At 71.0% G+C, this 19,990-nt stretch carries 21 protein-coding genes; 11 read left to right on the plus strand and 10 right to left on the minus strand.

What is annotated here, in order from left to right:
• Nucleotide 1: 1 nt before the first annotated feature.
• Both AB0J74_RS30155 and AB0J74_RS30160 read right to left on the minus strand, forming a co-directional pair.
• Nucleotides 2-628: a response regulator transcription factor gene (locus AB0J74_RS30155; RefSeq protein ID WP_363453916.1), complete on the minus strand. Its 627-nt coding sequence runs from the start codon at nt 626-628 to the stop codon at nt 2-4.
• Entirely contained in the window at nt 621-1,730 is a 1,110-nt protein-coding gene (locus AB0J74_RS30160; RefSeq protein WP_363453918.1) for a GAF domain-containing sensor histidine kinase, read from the minus strand. Before AB0J74_RS30160 ends, AB0J74_RS30155 begins: the two co-directional genes overlap by 8 nt.
• A 124-nt stretch (nt 1,731-1,854) precedes the next feature.
• On the opposite strand from AB0J74_RS30160, the gene AB0J74_RS30165 reads away from it, so the two are divergent.
• From AB0J74_RS30165 to AB0J74_RS30180, 4 genes are all read left to right on the plus strand, one after another.
• Nucleotides 1,855-2,523 carry an SDR family oxidoreductase gene (locus AB0J74_RS30165; protein ID WP_363453920.1) on the plus strand — a complete coding sequence of 223 codons (669 nt, stop codon included), beginning with the start codon at nt 1,855-1,857 and terminating at the stop codon, nt 2,521-2,523.
• Nucleotides 2,517-3,536 carry an S-adenosylmethionine:tRNA ribosyltransferase-isomerase gene (locus AB0J74_RS30170; RefSeq protein ID WP_363453922.1) on the plus strand — a complete coding sequence of 340 codons (1,020 nt, stop codon included), beginning with the start codon at nt 2,517-2,519 and terminating at the stop codon, nt 3,534-3,536. The genes AB0J74_RS30165 and AB0J74_RS30170 overlap by 7 nt, the downstream gene beginning before the upstream one ends.
• Before the next feature lie 36 nt (nt 3,537-3,572).
• Complete coding sequence (locus tag AB0J74_RS30175; RefSeq protein WP_363453924.1) at nt 3,573-4,706, plus strand: hypothetical protein; 1,134 nt, start codon at nt 3,573-3,575, stop codon at nt 4,704-4,706.
• A 610-nt stretch (nt 4,707-5,316) separates the two neighbouring features.
• Nucleotides 5,317-6,777 carry an MFS transporter gene (locus tag AB0J74_RS30180; RefSeq protein WP_363453926.1) on the plus strand — a complete coding sequence of 487 codons (1,461 nt, stop codon included), beginning with the start codon at nt 5,317-5,319 and terminating at the stop codon, nt 6,775-6,777.
• 179 nt (nt 6,778-6,956) lie between these two features.
• Here AB0J74_RS30180 and AB0J74_RS30185 read toward each other — a convergent pair whose 3' ends face one another.
• The gene (locus tag AB0J74_RS30185; protein WP_363453928.1) at nt 6,957-7,298 is read right to left on the minus strand and encodes a VOC family protein; all 342 of its coding nucleotides are present in this window, start codon (nt 7,296-7,298) and stop codon (nt 6,957-6,959) included.
• Nucleotides 7,295-8,155 (minus strand): sigma-70 family RNA polymerase sigma factor, encoded by an 861-nt coding sequence (locus AB0J74_RS30190; RefSeq protein ID WP_363453930.1) that lies wholly within the window; start codon nt 8,153-8,155, stop codon nt 7,295-7,297. The genes AB0J74_RS30185 and AB0J74_RS30190 overlap by 4 nt, the downstream gene beginning before the upstream one ends.
• 76 nt (nt 8,156-8,231) lie before the next feature.
• Here AB0J74_RS30190 and AB0J74_RS30195 point away from each other — a divergent pair, with 76 nt between their 5' ends.
• From AB0J74_RS30195 to AB0J74_RS30215, 5 genes are all read left to right on the plus strand, one after another.
• The gene (locus tag AB0J74_RS30195; RefSeq protein ID WP_363453932.1) at nt 8,232-8,624 is read left to right on the plus strand and encodes a VOC family protein; all 393 of its coding nucleotides are present in this window, start codon (nt 8,232-8,234) and stop codon (nt 8,622-8,624) included.
• A 16-nt stretch (nt 8,625-8,640) separates the two neighbouring features.
• The gene (locus AB0J74_RS30200) at nt 8,641-9,075 is read left to right on the plus strand and encodes a YdeI/OmpD-associated family protein (RefSeq protein ID WP_363453934.1); all 435 of its coding nucleotides are present in this window, start codon (nt 8,641-8,643) and stop codon (nt 9,073-9,075) included.
• A 56-nt stretch (nt 9,076-9,131) separates the two neighbouring features.
• Complete coding sequence (locus AB0J74_RS30205; protein ID WP_363453936.1) at nt 9,132-10,151, plus strand: sigma-70 family RNA polymerase sigma factor; 1,020 nt, start codon at nt 9,132-9,134, stop codon at nt 10,149-10,151.
• A gap of 97 nt (nt 10,152-10,248) precedes the next feature.
• A complete protein-coding gene (locus tag AB0J74_RS30210; protein ID WP_363453938.1) occupies nt 10,249-11,247 on the plus strand; it encodes an NADPH:quinone oxidoreductase family protein in 999 nt (332 codons plus the stop codon).
• 195 nt (nt 11,248-11,442) lie between these two features.
• On the plus strand, nt 11,443-11,811 hold the full coding sequence (locus tag AB0J74_RS30215) for a hypothetical protein (protein WP_363453940.1): 369 nt from the start codon (nt 11,443-11,445) through the stop codon (nt 11,809-11,811).
• 185 nt (nt 11,812-11,996) lie between these two features.
• Here AB0J74_RS30215 and AB0J74_RS30220 read toward each other — a convergent pair whose 3' ends face one another.
• Entirely contained in the window at nt 11,997-12,896 is a 900-nt protein-coding gene (locus AB0J74_RS30220; protein ID WP_363453942.1) for a class I SAM-dependent methyltransferase, read from the minus strand.
• 48 nt (nt 12,897-12,944) lie between these two features.
• Here AB0J74_RS30220 and AB0J74_RS30225 point away from each other — a divergent pair, with 48 nt between their 5' ends.
• Entirely contained in the window at nt 12,945-13,544 is a 600-nt protein-coding gene (locus tag AB0J74_RS30225) for a helix-turn-helix domain-containing protein (protein WP_363453944.1), read from the plus strand.
• Here the strand turns inward: AB0J74_RS30225 and AB0J74_RS30230 are convergent.
• Together AB0J74_RS30230 and AB0J74_RS30235 are read right to left on the minus strand one after the other, a co-directional pair.
• On the minus strand, nt 13,524-14,240 hold the full coding sequence (locus AB0J74_RS30230) for a polysaccharide deacetylase family protein (RefSeq protein ID WP_363453946.1): 717 nt from the start codon (nt 14,238-14,240) through the stop codon (nt 13,524-13,526). The genes AB0J74_RS30225 and AB0J74_RS30230 overlap by 21 nt on opposite strands.
• A gap of 231 nt (nt 14,241-14,471) precedes the next feature.
• Nucleotides 14,472-15,455 (minus strand): SEC-C metal-binding domain-containing protein, encoded by a 984-nt coding sequence (locus tag AB0J74_RS30235; protein WP_363453948.1) that lies wholly within the window; start codon nt 15,453-15,455, stop codon nt 14,472-14,474.
• Nucleotides 15,456-15,571: 116 nt separating this feature from the next.
• Between AB0J74_RS30235 and AB0J74_RS30240 the strand changes: the two genes are divergently transcribed.
• A complete protein-coding gene (locus AB0J74_RS30240) occupies nt 15,572-16,375 on the plus strand; it encodes a phosphotransferase (protein WP_363453950.1) in 804 nt (267 codons plus the stop codon).
• On the opposite strand, the gene AB0J74_RS30245 is transcribed toward AB0J74_RS30240, so the two are convergent.
• From AB0J74_RS30245 to AB0J74_RS30255, 3 genes are all read right to left on the minus strand, one after another.
• A complete protein-coding gene (locus AB0J74_RS30245) occupies nt 16,332-17,138 on the minus strand; it encodes a class I SAM-dependent methyltransferase (RefSeq protein WP_363453952.1) in 807 nt (268 codons plus the stop codon). The genes AB0J74_RS30240 and AB0J74_RS30245 overlap by 44 nt on opposite strands.
• Before the next feature lie 42 nt (nt 17,139-17,180).
• Nucleotides 17,181-19,328, minus strand: coding sequence for a diguanylate cyclase (locus AB0J74_RS30250; RefSeq protein ID WP_363453954.1), 2,148 nt, complete (start codon nt 19,326-19,328; stop codon nt 17,181-17,183).
• A gap of 105 nt (nt 19,329-19,433) precedes the next feature.
• Nucleotides 19,434-19,892: a DUF1203 domain-containing protein gene (locus tag AB0J74_RS30255; RefSeq protein WP_363453956.1), complete on the minus strand. Its 459-nt coding sequence runs from the start codon at nt 19,890-19,892 to the stop codon at nt 19,434-19,436.
• Nucleotides 19,893-19,990 lie beyond the last annotated feature (98 nt).

The following is a 19,990-nucleotide window of genomic DNA, read 5'->3' on the forward strand; positions in this document are numbered from 1 at the left end:
GTCAGGCCAGTCCCGCGCGCACGGCGTACAACGCGGCCTGGGTCCGGTCCTGCACACCGAGCTTGCCCAGGATCGCGCTGACGTGCGCCTTCACCGTCTTCTCGGCCAGGCCCAGAGCGCGCGCGATCTCCCGGTTGGACCGGCCGCGGCCGATCTCGGCGAGCACCTGCCGCTCCCGCGGTGTCAGCCTGGCCGGGCCGGCACCACCTTCGCCCTCGCTGAGCACCCGCGCCACGTCCGGATGCAGCAGGGTGTGGCCAAGATGGACCGAGCGGATCGCGGCCGCCAGCGCCGGCGGGTCGACGTCCTTGTAGACATAGCCCGCCGCGCCCGCGCGCACCGCCGGCAACACCGCCGCCGGCTCGGTGAAGCTGGTGATCACCAGGACCCGCGACCGGATGCCCCGGGCCGTCATCTCGCGCAGCGCGGCAACCCCGTCCGTGCCCGGCATGCGCAGGTCGAGCAGCACCACGTCGGGCAGCAGTTCGGCGGCCCGCACGACCGCCTCGGCACCGTCGGCGGCCTCGCCGACCACTTCGAGATCATCTTGTACGTCCAGGAACGAGCGCAGCCCCTGGCGCACGATCGCGTGGTCGTCGACCACGAGCACCCGGATCCGGTCAGTCAAGGGGCACCTCCAGCCGCACCGTGGTGCCCTCGTCGGGCTTCGACTCGACCACCAGGCGACCGCCGACGGCCTCCGCGCGCTCCCGCATCGACGTCAGGCCCAACCCCTGATCGGTGGGGCGCAGGCCGTGACCGTCGTCGCGCACCTCGACCGCCAGGTTGGGCCCGTCGACGAACAGCCGGACCTCGACCGCCCGGGCATCGGCGTGCCGCAACGCGTTGTGCAGGGCCTCCTGCGCGACCCGGTAGGCGGTGTCCTCCCGGTCCGGCGCCAGTCGCGGCACCGCCTCGGCGACCAGCTTGACCCGGGCCGCGTGCACCCGGTCGAGCAGCCGCACCTGCTTGCCCAGCGCCGCGTCGAGCCCCTCGTGCGCGAGGTCGGCCGGCCGCATTCCGACGACGATGGCGCGCAGTTCGTCGGACGCCTCGGCCGCCAGTGCACGCACGCTGCCCAGTTGCGCCACCGCCCGCTGCGGGTCGCGGGCCACCAGGGCAGCCGCGGCATCGGCGGTCAGCCGCAGGCTGAACAGCTTCTGGGCCACCGAGTCGTGCAGCTCGCGGGCGATCCGGTCGCGCTCCTCGAGCACCGACAGCTCCCGGCTGCGCTCGTAGAGGCGGGCGTTGACCAGCGCGATCGCGGCATGGCCGGCGAGAATCCGGAGCAGGTCCTCGTCGTCGCGGTCGAACTCGCCGCCGCGCTTGTTGGCCAGGTAGATCGCGCCGAGGATCTCGCTGCCGTGCATGATCGGCATGCCGAGGAAGTCGCGGAGTTCGGGGTGGTGCTTCGGCCAGTACTCGAAGCGCGGGTGGCTGCGGATGTCGGCCAGCCGGAGCGGTTCCGGGTCGCGGAGCAGCACGGCGAGCAGTCCGTGCTGGCGCGGCAGCGGGCCGATCGCCCGCCACTGCGCGTCGCTGACCCCGTCGACCACGAACTCGGCGAACGCGCCGGTGCCCTCGTCCGGCACGCCGAGCGCCGCGTACCGGGCACCCAACAGGCGGCGGGCCGAGGAGACGATCGTCTGCAGCACCTCGCGCACCGACCGCCGCGCGGTCACGGCGAGCACGGCGGCGCTCAGCGCCCGCAGTTCTTCGCGCGCGTCCACCCTCGCACCGTAACGCGGACCGGACCCCTCGTGATCCGGTCCGATGGACCTAGGTCGAAGGTCCCGGGACGGGATTGACCGCGGGCCGATGGCATCGGCTTCGGGCGTTCCTAGCGTCGAAGGCATGACAACAGCGATCATCACCGGCGCGTCCCGGGGCCTGGGCCGTGCCCTCACCGGCGGGCTGGCCCGCGCCGGCTGGAACGTCATCGTCGACGGCCGCGAGGCTTCCGCGCTCGCCGCCGTCGGCTTCGGGCCGGGCGTCACCCCGGTCGTCGGGTCCGTCACCGATCCCGCGCACCGGGCCGCCCTGATCGAGGTGGCCGACCAGTTCGGCGGCGCCGACCTGCTGGTCAACAACGCCGGCATTCTCGGGCCGTCACCGCAGCCGCGGCTGGCCGACTATCCCATCGAGGCATTGCGCGAGGTGTACGAGGTCAACGTGCACGCGCCGCTCGCGCTGACCCAACTGGCGTTGCCGGGGTTGCGCAAGCGGGGCGGTGTCGTGCTCAACGTGACCTCGGACGCGGCGATCGAGGCGTACGCCGGCTGGGGCGGTTACGGGTCGGCGAAGGCGGCGGTCGAGCAGGCCAGCCGGATACTCGCGGCCGAGGAGCCGGACGTGCGGGTGTGGTGGGTCGACCCGGGCGACCTGCGTACCCGGATGCATCAGGAGGCGTTCCCCGGCGAGGACATCAGCGACCGCCCGGAACCGGAGTCGGTCGTGCCGGCGTTCCTGCGGCTGCTGGCCGCTCGGCCGGAGTCGGGCCGGATCCGGGTGTCGCAGTGGTGACGGCGACCGCCGACTTCGTGGTGCCGGACGAACTGCTCGCCCACGAACCGCCGGAGGCGCGCGGCGTGCCCCGCGACGCGGTCCGGATGCTCGTTTCCACTCCTTCGGCGCAGCGGCATCAGCTGTTCCGCGACCTGCCGACGGTGTTGCGCCCGGGCGACCTGCTGGTGGTCAACACGTCGGCAACGCTGCCGGCGGCCGTGCCGACGCTGGATGGACATGTCATCCATTTCTCGACCTGTCGGGCGGATGGCACCTGGCTGGTCGAGCCGCGTCTCGCCGGCCGGGCCGGGGCACCGACCGTCGGGCCGTTGGACACCGCGGTCGCCGGCCAGCGGTTCGCGCTGCGCGGTGGCGGATCGGTGACGCTGCTGTCGCCGTACTCCCAAGGTCGTCTTTGGGTGGCCGCGCTGTCTTTCGACGATGTGCCTGGGTACCTGAGCCGCCACGGCTCACCGATCCGCTACTCCTACGTGCCGCGGTCGTGGCCGTTGTCGGCCTACCAGACGGTGTTCGCGACGGAGCCGGGCAGCGCGGAGATGCCCAGCGCGGGTCGGCCGTTCACGGACCGGATCGTCACCCGGCTCGTCTCGGCCGGCGTGCAGGTGGCGCCGATCGTGCTGCACACGGGGGTGGCGTCGGCGGAGGGGCACGAACGCCCGTACCCGGAATGGTTCTCGGTTCCTGCCTCCACCGCCCGCGCGGTCGCCTCGGCGCAGCGGGTGATCGCGGTCGGCACGACGGTGGTGCGGGCGCTGGAGACGACGGGCGGTGCGGCCGGCTCGGGCTGGACCGACCTGGTGGTGACGCCGGAGCGGGGCGTGCGGGTCGTGGACGGATTGCTGACGGGGTTCCACGAACCGCACGCTTCACACCTGGACCTGCTGGCGGCGGTTGCCGGTCCTGGTCTCGTCTCTACTTCGTACGCCGCCGCCCTGGCGGCCGGCTACCGCTGGCACGAGTTCGGCGACGTCAACTTGCTGCTGTCGGAACATGATGTGCGGGAGGTATAGTCCCGCCGGTCGAGCGGGTGCTCTGGAGGATGGCGGATGTCCGAGGGTCAGCAACAACACGACACGCCGGCGTTCGACTCGGCGCTTCGGGGCTACGAGAAACGCCAGGTGGACCGCCATGTGGCCGAGGCCGCCGAACGCATCGCGGCGCTCAGCGCCGAGCGCGAGCAGGCGCACCACCACATCCGGGGCCTCACCGCCAACCTGGAGCAGGTGCACAGCGAGCTCACCGAGCTGCGCGACCGTCCGCCGCGTCTCGACCGGGCGTCGTTCCGTCACCTGGGCTCGATGGTCGACGAGATCCTCGCCCTGTCGGAGAAGCAGGGGCAGGCCATCGTCGACGCGGCCAACCAGCACGGCGCCGACATCAAGGCGTCGGCGGAGAAGGTCCTCGAGGCCGCCCGCCAGGAGGCCGAGCGCCTGCGTGGTGAAGGCGCCGCGGCCCTGGAGGCGGCCGAGCAGGAGGCCGAACGCCGCCGCGAGGCCAGCGAGGCGGCGATCCAGCGGGCGGAGGGCGAGGCCCGGGCCCGCATCGAAGGCGCCCACGAGCAAACCAAACAGGAACTCGCCCAGTGGCGCGCCGACGTGGAGCGCGAGGTCAACGACCACCGCGCGGCGGCGCAGGAGGCCGACGAGGCCCGGCAGGCCGAGGCCGAGCAGGTGATGGCGGCCCATCACCAGCAGCTCAACATGCTGCAGAAAGAGATCGAGGCTCGGCAGCAGGCGTTGACCCAGTTGCGCAACGCGCAGGAGCAGGCGCAGCAGCAGTTGGGCCAGCTACGCCACGACGGCGCGGCCGTGGAACAGGATCTGGCGCAGGTCACGCACCGCCTGGGCGCGACGCGGCAGGAGCTGAGCGCCGAGTTGTCGCGGCTCGACGCCGCGCGGCGGGCGGCTGAAGCCACCGAGCAGCAGACCGTCGAGATGCGCGTCCGGATGCAGCGGGAGGCCAAGCGGATGGCCGACCGGGCCGCCGCGGCGGTCATGGCGGCCGCTGCGATCAGCGAGCAGACCGGCGAGTTCAAGATGGTCGCCGTACGGCCGGATCAGGACGAGGTTGCGCGGCCGGAGCAGGAGCAGGTTGTCGTTGCGGCTCCGGAAGATGGCGGGACGGCCGGGCGGCCGACGGAGATGCACGTCGACGAACCACGGGCCGCTCAAGCGTCATAGAGCCGCCCGATCTTGGGCGGCTTTACGCAACGAGCCGTCGACAAATCCGTCGAATAGTCACGCAGAGCGCAGGCACACCACGTGCGGCCTGCGCGACACAACGGCTCGGAAGAGCCCCGCGTATCCGCGCACTCGGCGCCGTCACCACCGCGCCGATCGCCGCATCGATCTTCGGCCTGTCTCGATCCGTGGCCTACGACCTGGTCCGCACCGACCAGTTCCCCGTCTCCGTCCTGCATGGCCGGCCGGCGTCGACCCGACCCGGTCGTGCAGGACCTCGTCCGCTGCTGCCTGGCCAGCAGAGTGCGAGCCGAATAGCCGGCGGACCGCTGCGCAATGAGCTAAACCCGTCCATTCGGACGTTATGATCGTGGCACGGGCAGGCGGCTGCCACGCCTGCACTCCTGCCCCAGGTTCCGATCCACTCGCCGGGAATGGCGCCACCGCGATCCGCAACCCGTATCAGCGGTTAGGCACGGCCGCCGGTTACACCTGGATGCTCGTCCTACGTGCCGGCCTGGCCGGCCAGCGGAATCTCCGTCGTTACCACCGACCATCCGGCGCAATGGGCCCGCGGCACGCGGACAGCCGACGAGATCCGGAGACGTCCATGCAATCGAGCGAACCCACACCGCCGCCCGGCCGGCGGACCGCGATCCTGGCACTGCTGGCGTTCGCGATGCTGATCGTGTCGCTGGATCAATACATCGTGGTCGTTGCGTTGCCGGCGATCGGGCGCGGCCTGGGCTACTCGACGCAGACGTTGCAAGCGGTGATCAGCGCGTACGCCGTAACGTCGGCGGGTTTCCTGCTGCTCGGTGGTCGCGCCTCGGACCTGCTCGGGCGCCGGCGGGTCCTGGCCACCGGCCTGGCGCTGTATGCCAGTGGCTCCGTGCTCGGCGGTTTGGCGCCGACGCCCGCGGTCCTGCTCGTCGCGCGCGCGGTGCAGGGTCTGGGCGGCGCGCTGGTCTTCCCATCCACCCTCGCGCTGATCAACACGACGTTCCGGGAGGGTCCCGAGCGCAATCGGGCGGTGGCTGTCTGGGGCGGCACCGGCGCCGCCGGCCTGGTGGTGGGCGTGCTGCTTGGCGGCGTGCTCACCCAAGCACTCGGCTGGGAGGCGGTGTTCTTCGTCAACGTGCCGCTCGCGGGTCTCGCGCTGCTGCTGACCTTCGCGCTCGTCCCCGCCGACGGCAGGCGCGCGGCCGGACGTCGGTTCGACCTGCCCGGCGCGCTCACGGCCGCGCTCGGCATCACACTGCTGATCTTCGTACTGGTGCAGGGCCCGAACTTGGGCTGGGCTTCGGCCGGTGTGCTGTCGAGCGCTGCCGGCGCCGTCATCTGCCTGACCGCGTGCGTGGTCATCGAGCGGCGCAGCCGCGACCCGCTCGTGCCACCGCGCCTGCTCGCCAGCCGCAACCTCGCGACCGCGGTGGCCATGGCCTTCCTGTTCTGGGCGACCTTCGGCTCGGTGCTCTACTTCCTGACGCTCTACTTCCAGGACGTACGCGGTTACGACGCGCTGGGTACCGGCATCGCGTTCCTGATCCCCACCGCGGTCGTGGTAGCCGGTTCCACCTTCGCCGGCCGCGCCGTGACGCCCTGGGGGTTGCGGCCCACGCTCGCCCTGTCGCTGGCCGTCGGGGCGACCGGCGCGGTCGCGCTCGCGGTGACCATGTCACCCGACGGCAACTACACGACGCTGATCCCTGGCCTGATCCTGATCAGCCTCGGCGACGGGATCTCCTTCACCGCGATCTTCATCGCCGCCGGGATCGGAGTCGCTGATCGGGAGCAGGGCGTCGCCTCCGGCATCACTTCGACGAGCACCTCGATTGGCGCTGCAGTCGGCCTGGCGTTGCTCGTGCTCGTCGCAGACGCCGGCACCGCCGGCCTGACCGGCGACTCCCTGCAGGTCGCGACCGTGGACGGGTTCCGCACCGCGGTGCTGGTGATCGCCGCGGGGATCGCGGTCACCGCCGTCCTCTCGCTCAGCTTGCGTCCGGAGCCCCGGATGCGCCTGCAGCCGTCGTGTCCGCGCGGCTTCGTGCCGCCGCCAAAAGACCGCTGACGGCTCCCGGGACGGCGGTGGACGAGGCCCGGCTCAGACGCGGCCGCGAGTGTGTCAGCCGACAGGCGTCACACCCTCAGTGCCGGCAGAGCAGGGCTACCAAATCCACCAGCGCGCAGCGGGCCACGCGAAGGCGTTTCCTGGCCTGGGCCGGCGCGCAACCTCAGAATCGCCACAGGCTAGCCCTGCGTGAGGTGCAGCAGGTTGCCCGAGGGGTCGGCGAAGGCGCAGTCGCGGGTGCCGGATGGTTGGGTGATGGGTTCTTGCATTACTTCCGCGCCTGCGGCCTCGAGGTGTGCGAACGTGGCGTCGCAGTCGTCGGTTGTGAAGACGAGATGGCCTTCTGTGTGGTGATCAACCGGCGCCAGGACGATCTGTAGCTCCGGCTGCGTCCGCGGGCTGACGCTGACCCACCCTGGCTCGGAGCGAACCTCGAAACCCAGCACGTCGCGGTAGAAAGCGAGGGCCTCGGCCACGTCGACCACGCCGAGGACGCAACGCGACAGCCTGACGACGGTCATCGCGGATCTCTGCCACTGGGCAGGAAGACGATGTCCAGGTCGCGGACGCGGTCCTCGTCGGCTTCGATGGTGATGCTGGTGATTTTTCCGGCGTTGATGGTGAAGCTGAAGACCGCCTTCGGCAGGCCGCGGTACGAGTAGACCGCCGCCGGGACGCCGTTGACCAGAGCGGGCCGCGCCGCCTGGGCCCGGCCGGCGAAGATCGACGCGACCGCGTGGGCGCCGTGGGCGTCGCCCGTCACCGCGTCAGGGTCGAGCAGGGCAACCAGCGCTTCGAAGTCGCCGTTTCGTGAGGCGGCCAGGAAGGCGTCGATGATCTCGCGCTTGCGGGATCGCGCGGCGGACGAGGCGGCGACCGCTCCCTGCACCCGGCGTCGGGCCCGGCTGGCCAACTGCCGGGACGCCGCCGGTGAGCGGTCGAGGATCGTGCCGATCTCGCCGAATGACACGTCGAAGACGTCGTGCAGGACGAACGCCAGCCGCTCGGCCGGAGTCAGCGTGTCGAGCACGACCATCAGCGCCACACCGACCGAATCCGCCAGCAGCGCCTCGTTCTCGGGGTCGACCTGCCCGGTCGGGTGCGGCGCGGGCGGCGGCTCCGGGGGCAGGGCGCCGGCCGGCTCTTCGCGGCGGACGCGGCGGGCCTCCAGCATGTTCAGCGATACCCGCGCGACGACCGTGGTCAGCCACCCGGCCGGGTTCTCGACCTTGCCTGTGTCGGCGCGGCTGACTCGTACCCATGCCTCCTGCACCGCGTCTTCAGCGTCGGTCGATGAGCGGAGCATTCGGTAGGCCACCGCGTGCAGGCGGTCCTGGTTCTCCGCGAACCGTGCGCTCAACCAGTCGTGCTCGATCATGTGTCACGTTCCTCCGTCGCGGCCTGTCATACCGAATGACAGGCGAAACCAAGCCGATGTGACATGAGGAGAGAACGTGCCACTGCCACTGAGCGCCGTGATGCTCGGCGTTGAGGACCTCGACCGGGCCAAGAAGTTCTATGGTGAAGGTCTGGGCTTCAAGATCGATAAGGACACCCGCAACTTCGTTTCGTTCAGCTTGGGTGAGGGGTCCCTGCACCTGGCCCTCTACGAGTGGGAGGCGGCAGCGCAGGACGCTGGCGTCCCCTCGGCGGGGTCCGGCTTCCGGGGCGCCTCCTTCCACCTCAACCCGGAATCCCGGGAAGTGGTGGACGAGACCATCCGCAACGCGGTCGCCGCCGGCGGCGCTGTGGTCAAGGAGCCGGCGGCGGCCCAATGGGGCGGCTACTTCGGCTACTTCAGCGACCCTGACGGCTATCTGTGGAAAGTCACCACCTACGGCGCCTGAGGCGCGAGGAGCACACATGAAGTTCCGCACCCTCGTCGAGCCGCCCGAACCCATGCGGGGGCTGGAAGTTCCGCCGGCTGTGGTGGAGGCGCTCGGCGGGGGCGCGCGGCCGCCGGTGACGATCACGGTCAACGGCCATTCGTGGAAGAGTCGAGTCGCCATCATGCGCGGGCGGCACCTGCTCGGCCTCAGCAACGCCAACCGCACGGCTGCTGGCGTCGCGACCGGCGACGAGGTCGAGGTCGACCTGGTGCTGGACGCCGAGCCGCGGGTGATCGTGGAGCCGCCGGACCTCGCACAGGCCCTGGACGCCGAGCCGGCGGCGCGGGCCGCGTGGGACAAGCTGGCCTACAGCCATAAGCGTGAGCACGTGCGAGCCATCGAGAGCGCCAAGAAGCCCGAAACCCGCCGCAACCGAATCGAGAAAGCGATGGCTACCCTACGCGGCTGAGCCCGGCGTGGTCGTGGGTCGATGGCGGCCTGTTCCGTGGTGTTTGAATAGGCATCGTGGATGGCAGCGCCGAATTCGTCGAAGCGACTGAGCCGTTCCGGCGCGAGCTGTTCGCGCACTGTTACCGCATGCTCGGCTCGATCCAGGATGCGGAGGATCTGGTCCAAGAGACCTACCTGCGAGCCTGGCGGTCCTACGGCGGGTTCGAGGGGCGGTCTTCGGTGCGCACCTGGCTTTACCAGATCGCCACCAACAGGTGCCTGACCGACCTGGCCAAGCGGGGCCGGCGAATGCTGCCATCTGGCGTTTCCGGTGCGGAACAGGATCCTGACGCACATTTGGAAGAGGCCGGGACCGAGGTGAACTGGCTGCAGCCCGTGCCGGATGCGCTGGTGCTCCCGGACTCAGCTGATCCGGCGGCCATCGTCGCGGCGCGTGAGGGTGTGCGACTGGCGCTCGTCGCCAGCTTGCAATACCTTCCGCCGAGGCAGCGGGCGGTGCTGATTCTGCGGGATGTGTTGGCGTTTTCCGCCGCTGAGGTCGCGGTCATGCTCGACACCACGACGGCGTCGGTCAAGAGTGCGCTGCAGCGCGCCCGCGGTCGGCTGGGGGAATTGGACCTGGCCGACGGCCAGATCACGGAACCGACCGCGCCACGTGCTCGCGCGTTGCTCGACCAGTACATCGCGGCGTTCGAGAATGCCGACGCCCCCGCCCTGGAGCGGCTCCTGCTGGAAGACGCCACGCTGGAGGCCACACCGCTGCGCACCTGGTTCGCCGGCCGCAACGTCTGCGTACCGTTCCTCCGCAACCACCTCCTCGGTTCGCCTGGTACCTGGCGGATGCTTGCCACCAGCGCCAACGGGCAGCCCGCGGCCGCGGTCTACCTCCGCGACGAGCATGGGAACTATCAGCCGTACGGCATCTGCGTGCTCACCGTCGCGGAGGCAGGCATCCGCCGCATCGTTTCCTTCGGGGACCCGAAACTGGTCGCCGTGTTTCGGGCCGCGCCCACCACGAGTACGGGATATGGCGCAGGCACGGAGGACTTGATCGGCTCCGCACGGACGCTTTGATTCTCGCGCTCGGGGCGATTCCTTTCCCGGTCTCGCCGGGTCTTCCTGGGTGAAGGTAGGCGGTCCTCGACCACCCGAGCGAAGGAAACCGATAGCCATGAGCAACTCCTCCACCATGCGCGCCCTGCAGCAGACGTCCCTGAACGGCCCGCGGGACCTGCGTCTGATCACCGACGCACCGCTACCGGTCCCGGGCCCAGGTGAGGTTCTGATCCGAGTTACTGCCGCCGGTGTCAACTTTGTCGACATCTCACAGGCCCGCGGAACGTTCGCGGGTGGCCCTCAGCCGCCCTACCTGGCGGGCATCGAGGGCGCCGGTGAAATCACCGCTGTCGGCGCGGGGGTGGCCGACCTGGAGCCGGGCACCCACGTCATCGGCGTCAGCATCGCCGGCGGCGCCTTCGCCGAACACATGGTGCTGCCCGCCGCGGCGGCGCTCCGCGTGCCGCCGGGCTGGTCCGACGAGCAGGCCCTGGGCCTGGTCGTGGGCTGGCCGACCGCGCTGGCCGCGCTAAAGCCACTCGGCCGTATCTCTGCAGGGCAGACGGTGCTCATCCATGCGGCAGCTGGCGGGACCGGCCAGGCCGCGCTGACGATGGCCAAGCACTACGGAGCGACGGTGATCGCTGCAGCCTCACCAAGCAAGCACGGACTGGTGCGGGCGCTGGGCGCCGACCATGTCATCGACTCCCGTGGCGCCGGCATCGCCGCCGAGGTCCTGCGGCTGACCGGCGGCGCGGGCGCCGACCTGGTGCTGGAGTCGGCCGGCGGCTCTACTTTGGACGCCAGCCTGGCCGCCGCCAAGCGGGTCACCGGTCGGGTCGTCGTCTACGGCCTGCCCGGCGGCGAAGCCGCGATCACCAACTGGGACCTGGTCTACAAGCACCAGGTCCAGCTCATCGGCCTGAACATCGGCACCCTGATCCAGTCCGCACCGCAGATCTTCGGTGACGTCATGGGTGAGATGTTCGGGCTCATCGCGGCCGGAGTGCTCCGCCCCGGCGAGCCCACCACCTACCCGCTGGCCGACGGCCCCAAAGCGCTTGCCGAACTGGAAGCGCGAGCCACCGTCGGCAAACTTGCCTTGCGACCATGACCTACCCAATTCGATGCGCTGGTGCCGACGGCTCAGCGGTAGCATCGCCTCGCTTCAACTGGCCGATCCAACGGTCGAGGTGCCTGCGTTGCCATCGTGACCCCTCGGGTGCGTCGGGACACAGATCTGAAGGCACTGCTCCGACTTTGTACGGCCAATCCAGCCCGGCATCTCCCTGGGACAAGAGGCGGTCAGATGAGTAGGCGCGCACCGGCGCTCGGCGTGTACGTGGTGGATACCGTGCAACTGCACCAGATCAACGAGCAGGCGCACCGCAACGCCTGGGGTGGTGCCTGGAGCAGCGGCGCAGCGCTGAGTTCGGTTGTCGATGAACACGGCAAGCACGTCATAGTCCCAATGGCCACTGCCAGCCGCGCGGATGGAGACGACGAGTGCTTCCGCTGCTGGCTCTGGTATCTGGTTCGTGGCCAGAACGAGCGGCGGTGCACCCTCGTTGACGTCGGAGAGCGGATGCTCGCGAGCTTGCCGAAGATGGACGCCCAAGCACTGGAAGGCCTCGTCCCGATGCTTCTTTCACAACTCCCGCTGACCGCTATCCACTGACTCCAGCTTCGGCCTCGCCCGCAGCCCAGTGGGCGCCCGACGCCCACACCGAATGGCTGACGGATGGGAGGCTCGGGTAGAACAGGTTCTGGGCGAGCAGCGCGGCGTCACCCTCGGTCCGTTGGTCATGTCCGTCATGCGCTCGACGCTAAGAACGGCACGTGGCCACCACGACTGTCGCAGGTCTAATCGGCAAGGGTGCCGCGGACGTAGAGCAGGTCGCTCATCCGCAGGTCGTCGTCGTCGAGGGGACGCAGGCCGTTGGCAGCGAGCAGGTCCCGGGTGCTGAGCGCGTCCAGCGCCCAGCCGCGGTCGGTCAGGTAGGCGGCGGCTTCGTTGCGCGCGCCGAAATGTCGCAGCCCCGCCATGTCGGTGTCGAAACCGTGCGTACGCCATCGTTCGGAAATGCCGTCCAGGCTTTTCCTGGTCCGGTCCTCGTCGCCCGGTCGCGGATTGGGCCGGCTTTCGGTGGCCACCCGGCTGCCCGGCGCGCTGAGTTCGGTGACGCTGTCCAGCAGGCGGTCCTGCGCCTCGGGTGGCAGATAGCCGAGCAGCCCTTCGGCGCTCCACGCGGTGGGCCGGTGCGGGTCGAATCCACTGGCCCGCAACGCGTTCGGCCAGTCGTCGCGCAGGTCGACCGCGGCGGTTCTCCGGTCGGCGCTGGGCACGGCGCCCAACCCGGCCATGGCCCCGGTTTTGAACTCGATGACCGGCGGCTGGTCGACCTCGAACACCACGGTGCCGGGCGGCCACGGCAATCGGTACGCGCGCGAATCCAACCCCGACGCCAGGATCACCATCTGCGCGATGCCCGCGTTCGTCGCGTCGAGGAAATACCCGTCATAGAACCTGGTGCGTACCGTCGCACCGTCGATCGCGGCCTGCCCGACCAGGTGGCCGGGCGGCAGTTCGCCGGTCGCCAGCCGGGTGAGGAGGTCGATGCCGACCGCCCGGACGAGCGGTTCGGCGAAGGGGTCGTCGATCAGCGGGCGCTCGCCGCGGGACGCGATGGCCCGGACCATCGCGGCCATGGTCGCGGTCGCGCCGACGCTCGACGCGAGGTCCCAGTACCTGGTCTCGGTCACCAACGGACGCTAACCGAGGCACCCGCCCGGCCGGCTAAAGTGAGAGCGGTGACCGCGCGTTTGCCTCACAACCAACGCTCCGACGCCCGAGACAACCGAGCGCGCATTCTCGACGCGGCCCGCACGGTCTTCGTCGCCGATCGGCTGGACGTGCCGATCCGCGAGATCGCCCGCCGCGCCGAGGTCGGGCCGGCGACCGTCTACCGCCACTTCGCGACGAAGCAGACGCTGCTGGCCGAGGCGTTCACCGAGCGGGCTCACGCCTGGCGGTCCACCATGGACGACGGCCTGGCCGACCCCGATCCCTGGCGGGGCCTGTGCCAGGTGGTGGAGAAGCTGTGCGACCTGCAAGCCCGCGACCTCGGCTTCACCGCCGCTTTCAAGTCCACCTTCCCGCGGGCGGTCGACTTCGCCGCGATGCGCACGTCGTCGCTGACCTCGGCGGCAGAACTGGTCCGCCGGGCCAAGGACACCGGCCGCCTGCGCCCCGACGTCACCGTGGCCGACCTGACTCTCATGATCATGGCCAATGGCGGCATCCGCGCAGCCACACCGGCAGCGCGGCTCGCAGCCTCCCGACGCTTCGCGGCGCTCACGATCCAGGCGTTCCGGGCCCCGGGCCAACGCTCATCCGAGGACCTCCGATAGCAACGCGGGTCGCAGGTCGCGCTCGCGCAGGCCGGCCAGGATGTGTGGGAGGGCTTCGTCGGTCATCCGGGCGTTGGCCTGCGTCACGTGCAGGATGATGACCGAGCCGGGACGCACCTTGGTCAGGACCGCCTTCACGATCGGTTGCCACCTGGTCGCGAACGGGTCTCCGCTCACCACGTCGCCGTCGACGACGGTCACGCCCAGTGGAGCCAGGGCGTTCAGGGCGGCCGCGTCGTGGCACAGGCCGGGGAAGCGGAAGAACCGGGTCTGATGGCCGCCGTACGCCTGGATGATGTCGAAAGTCTTGTCCACATCGGACGTCATGTGGTCGCGGCGCAACCGGGGCAGCCCATAGCAGTCGTCGACGAACGCGTCGTGGTTGTAGGTGTGGTTCGCCAGTTCGAAGCGATCGTTCGCGGCTATCCGGCGCGTCACGTCGGGATAGCGCTCGACCCACATGCCGGTCAGGAAGAACGTCGCGGGGACCTGGCCGCGCTCCAACCGGTCGAGAACGCGTAGGTTCGCGTAGGACTTCACCCGGCCCGAGTCGAGTGCCGATCCCATCGAGACGGTGAGGTCGGCGTCGAAGGTCAATGCCACCAGGTTGCCGGTACGCGGGCCGTGGTTGACGACCGGTGGGCGCCGGCCGCGTCGAGTGGCGCCCGGCAGCACCTCGGGACCCGGCGTCGGCACGGCCGTGGGCCGAGCCTCGGCGTTGGTCGAGCCCGTGTCGCCAGGCGAATGCGGGGACCCACTCGCCGGTCCCGGCGGTGGAACGAACCTGGCCGGCGCAGGGCCGCACCCGCCGGCCAACAGGGCGACGGCAACGCCGACGGACGCGAGCCACGCACGCTTCACGCCGCGAATCAGACCAGAGCGCCGCCGGCTACACGGCCCGCCAAGGGCAAAACAGTGGAAACCGGGTCAGCTCCGGGAGCGCGGCAGGCAGCACTTCTTGTATTTGAGGCCCGAACCGCACCAGCACGCGCCGTTGCGCTCCGGCGGCCACGAGATGTGCGCGCCCGGCTGGGCGTCGAGTTCCTCGGCATAGCGCCGCCGGATGTTGGGGGCGGATGGATCGCCGTCGTTGCGGTTGGCATAGCCGGTCAGGCCGGCCACGGAAGCCCGCAGCACGCTCAACGTCGCACCGCCGCCCTCGGCCAGCCGGACCAACGCCTTCTCCAACCGGGCCCGGTGCGCGTCATAGTCCGGACCGAACGTGTCGGTCAGCGTGTCGAGGCGGTCGAACTCGGCCTTCGGGAAGAACAGCAGGTCGGGCTCGTCGGACTCGGTGCCGCGGGTGAGCTGCGCCTCCAGCCGGTCGGCCAGGTCGTCCTGCCGGTCGTGCGGCAGGTTGAGATCGCGGCGCACCCGGTGCCGCTGCTGGAGCAGGAAGAACGCGACGCCGGGGGCCTCGGCCGGGCCGACGTCGGCGGTCGTGCGGGCACCGAGCAGGGTGTCAACCGCCTCGCTGAGCCACTCCTCGGCGACCGCCGTGCGGCCGCCGGCCTCGAGCGCCGCGCTCACGTAGGCCGGCGCGTCGGGCTGCTCGGTCAGCAGCGGGCGCAGCGCGGTGACCGCCGCCAGCGCCTCGTCGTCGCGGTCGCCGAGCTTGAACATGATGCGGGCGCGCAGCGCCGTGGCGAAGCCGGCGCCCGGGTCGGTAGGCGACGGGAAGGCAGCCACGGCCCGGTCGGCGTATCGGAGCGCCGCGTCCAGCCGGTTGCGGACCTCGGCGATCTCCGCGGCCAGGCTCAGCGCGTCGCCGGCGTCTTCGGGCGAGGCGAGTCGATCATGGTCGACCGCGTCGGCCAGATCGGCGGCGATGCCGAGCGGGTCGGCCGTCGCGAGTGCTGAGCGGCGGAGATCGGCAAGGTCGGCGCTCGTGATCACGTCTTTCGTCGGCACATTCTCACCGTACTTCGCTGCCCGACCGGTATCCCTGTAACGCTGATCTCGTTCTGACGGACGTCAAATTAGGCTGGCGCAATGGCAGAACCCAACCGCAGCCCGCTTGTCGGCCGATGACCGACGACGAGTGCCTGCTCAGGCTCGGGCGGGACCCGAGCTCGGTGCGTTCCACCGAGTCGCTCGCCGGCTCCGCGTCCGGCTCGCGCGTCGCCCTGCTCCACTTCCACGACGGCGAGCGGCTGGTCCTCAAGACGACGACACCCCGCGAGGTCGCCCTTTACCGCGCGGCCGCCCGGTTGCCGGTCCGCACGCCGCGGTTGGTGGCGGCCGACGACACCTGCCTGCTGCTCGAAGCGCTCGAACCGCTGCCGCCGCCGAACGACTGGCCGACTGGGCAATGGCACGAGGTCGCCCGCCAACTGGGGACCCTGCACGCCATGCCGCTCGACCACAGTCCTCGGTGGCTCAAGCAGCCGGTCGCCAGGCAGCCGGATCAGATCGCCAGGGCGTTCTGGAGCGCGACCGAGTTGGCGCTGCTCGACCTGGTCGTCGACGACAAGCTGCCGACCTGCCTCCTGCACGGCGATCTGCACGCCGGCAATCTGCTGCGCGCCGGCGACGGCGGCCTGGTCTGGACCGACTGGCAGGAGGTCGGGGTCGGCCAGGGCCCCGAAGACCTGGCTCTGCTCTGGCAGCGCGCCGAGGCCGACGGCGCGGACCCACCGCGTGAAGCGATGCTGGCCACCTACGCCGCCGCGCGCGGCCTCGCGCACGACGAGACGCTGATCCGCGCCACCAACACGGCCGAGATCCGGCTGCTCCTACTGGACTGGCCGTGGTTTCTGCGCCGGGCCGACCCGAGCCGCCGGGCGCTCATGCGTCGCCGGCTGCACCTGCTGGCGGCGACGCGATCGTGAGCACGTGGCTGCTGGCACCCAGCAGGCTCGGCTCCTCCTCCACCCGGCGCAGCATCGCCAGCATGAACTCGGTGCGCTCCGGGCTGGCCAGGATCTCGTCGAGCCGCTCGCCGATCATCCACAACGGACTCTCGACCGGCACCCGGCGCCGCACCTCGAGCCCGGCTTCGCTCGCCTCGGCCGCCGGCTCGTCCGGGTGGTGGAAATAGGCGCTGGTGAACCAGGTGTCGCTGCGATGCACGCCGTGCGACAGGGCGCCCTCGACCACCGGCTGGAAGCGCGGGTCGAGGTAATAGTCCTTGACGAAGCCGTCGAACAACGACGCGAACCGGTTGATGGTCGCGCCGACGACCACGCCGCCCGGGCGCACGACCCGGGCCGCCTCCCGCCACGCCGTGACCCGGTCGGCCCGCTCCAACAAGTGGTAGAGCGGCCCGAACAGCAGCACCGCGTCGGCCTCGCCGTCGGCGGCCGGCAATGACCGCGCGTCGCCGACCGTGGCGGTCACGCCGGGCAGTGCTGCGGCATCCGCCACGTGCGCCGGGACCGGGTCGATCACCCGCACCCGATAGCCGGCAGCGGCCAGCGGGCCGGCGTAGACCCCGGTCGCACCGCCGACGTCGAGCACCGACGCGGGGGCCGCGGGCAGGGCCCGGGTCAACACGTCCCAGGTGCGCAGGAACTCGAGCCGGCCGGGGCCGGCAGCCAGCCGGGTGCGTTCGCCGCCGCGCCGGTAATAGTCGAGGACCTCAGGTCGAAGCATGCACTCCATGGTCGACGGCACCACGAGTGGCAGCCAACCGGTTTACATAGGACTCGGGACGGCCCGGGCCGCCGGTCCACCGATCAGTCCCTCGTCTACCAGGGCCAAAAACGCGTCAGCCACGACGGGGTCGAACTGCGCACCGCGACCCTGTTCGATCTGCTCGCGGGCTCCGGCCACGGTGCGGGCCGGCGCATACGGCCGGTCGGCCAGCATCGCCGCCCAAGCGTCGGTCACCGCGACGATGCGCGCCTCGACGGGAATCTGCGCGCCGGCCAGGCCCAGCGGATAGCCCCTGCCGTCGAAGCGTTCGTGATGCGCCGCCGCCACCGTCGCCAGGTCCGGACGCTGGCCGAGTTCGGTCAGCAGGCGGGCACTCTCGGCCGGATGCCGGCGCAACTGCTCCCATTCCGCCGCGGTCAGCGGGAGCGCCTTGCGCAGCACGGAATCCGCGACGCTGAGCTTGCCGACGTCGTGCAGGCGGCCGGCGGCACCGACCCGGCGCAGCGTGGCGACATCGACGCCCAGCCGCTCCCCCACGAGCAGCGACCAGCGGGACACCGCCGTGCTGTGTTCGTGGGCGCTGATCTTCGCGTCGATCTGGTCGGCCAGCCAGACCAGCCCGGGCGGCAGGTCGGGGTCGGTGTCGATCGGGTCGGCCAGCATGCCGACCGCCACGACCTGGTTGCGGCCGTTGGCCTTGGCCCGGTAGAGCGCGGCGTCGGCGTCGTTGACCAGGGCGTCCGGTTCGGTCAACGGCCGGGTGCCGCGGATGCCGGCCGTGGCCACGCCCAGCGACGAGGTCAGGCAGACGCTCCGGCCGCCGCCCACGGCGACCGCGTCGCGCCCGATCGACTGGCGGATCTGCTCGGCGATCTCGACCGCCACCTCCTCGCCGGCCCCGGGCAACAGGCAGACGAACTCCTCACCGCCGTAGCGCGCGACCACGTCGGTGCTGCGCAGCCCGCCGCGGATCCGCGCCGCGATCTGGGCCAGCACCACGTCGCCGGCCGGGTGGCCGTACCCGTCGTTGACCTTCTTGAACTCGTCGAGGTCGATCAGGACGAGGCTGAGCGGTGTCTGCGCGCGCTCGCCCCGCTCGGCCTCTATCCGCAACATCTCCTGGAAGAAGCGGCGGTTGTAGACGCCGGTCAGGCCGTCGGTGATGGCCAGGCGCTCCTGTTCGCGCAGCGCGGCCCGCAACTGGGTGGCCAGCCGGGTGCGGTCCCGGATGATCAACAACTGGCGGACGAGCAGGCCGACGAACAGGGCCAGCAGTATGGCCAGCGTGCTCGCGGTGAGCGGCCCTTCGTCGAGGCGGTCGGCCAGGATCAACCCGGTGGCGGCGAGGCCGGCGATCACCAGCGGCGCCGCGGTGAGGTCGCGAGACCTGGCCCGCTCCCGTTCGACCGGGGCCGGCTTGCGGATCGCGGCGACGGCGGCCAGGCCGAACAACACCGCCTCGACCTGCCAGCCGATGTTGATCCAGTTGCTGGCGGTGTCCTGGGCGGCGATCGAGTACGCGTACACCGCGTCAGTCACGCCGGCCACCGCGAACGCGGCGCCGACCAGCACGCCCCAGGCCGGCAGCCGGTGCCGCCCGGCGAGCCCGACGGCCGCGAGCGTGGTGACGATGGCCACACCGAAGAGCGGGTACGCGAACGCCACGAAGTCCGCCAGCCGCGGCGCCTCCGGCAGCGACGGTGAGATCGCGACCTGCCAGCCGATCGTGCCCAGCCCGAGGGCGAGCAGGCCGGCGTCGAGCAGCCCACGGATGTGCCGCAGGTGCCCGGTGCTGCCGATGCCGACCAGGATCGCCGGGATCGCGAAGACATACGACGCCAGGTAGAAGAAGTCGGCGCTGGAGACGGCCGGCGGCCCCCGCTGGAGCACGTAGGTGTAGTAGACCCAGATCACCTCGCCGGCCAGCCACAGGGCGTTCGACGTCGCGAGCAGCGTCCAGGCGATCCGGGTCCGGCCACCGGTGACCACCGCAGCGGCGACGGACAGGCCGACGGCCGCCACGATGGGCAGCAGATAGGGAAGGTCGACCAGGGCCGTCGAGGAGTGCGCCTGCGCGATCACCAGCAGCACGATGAAGATCACCAGCCAGCCTGCGCCCGCACCGGTTGCCCACCGCATCGCGCGGTCGCCCCGGATGAGAGAGCCCAACGACTGGGAATCCGACACCGAATGTCCTCCCGGCGTCACATGGCGTGACGGTTGACTCTCCAGTTAACGCCGCCGGCGCGGTGAGTCCAAGGGGTCCTGCGGTGACCCGGGCCACCCGGGAGATCAGTCGCGGGTGATCGCGAACATGAAGCAGCCGTAGGCCACGTTCCGGCTGTGGATCTGCACGACGTCGGGGTCCGCCAGGATCGCGGCGATCTCCGCCTCCGGGTCGCTGCCGTCGTGCACCCGGGTCGACGGGTGGATCCAACCGCGCTGGTCGTAGGCCCGCAGCACTTGCTTGCGGCCCCGCCATTCGGCCGGGTAGCCCTCCGCCGGAGCCGACGGGCAGGCGGTGGCGTGCGCGAAAACCGCACCGATCTCGCGGTACGGGCTGGCCGGCAGCGCTGGCTCGTACCCGAAAAGGATCAGCTCTTCGCCCTCCGCCGCATCACGCAGGCAGCAGCGCAGCGGCTCGCCACCGCCGGCGCGGACGACCGGGACCGGGTGACCGGAGACGTCGCGCCCGCTGTCGCGGACGCCGGTCAGGATCTCACTGGGGATCGCGTGAATCCGAAAGCTCATGCGTACAGTCTTCGGCGTCGGCAGCGGCGAAGCTGGCGGGTTTCAGACCTCGCGATTCGGGGCCCGCCAGCCGTGCGACACGCCGACAAAGGCACGGC

Origin of the sequence: Asanoa sp. NPDC049573 (assembly GCF_040676615.1) — a bacterium.
Taxonomy (GTDB): domain Bacteria; phylum Actinomycetota; class Actinomycetes; order Mycobacteriales; family Micromonosporaceae; genus Asanoa.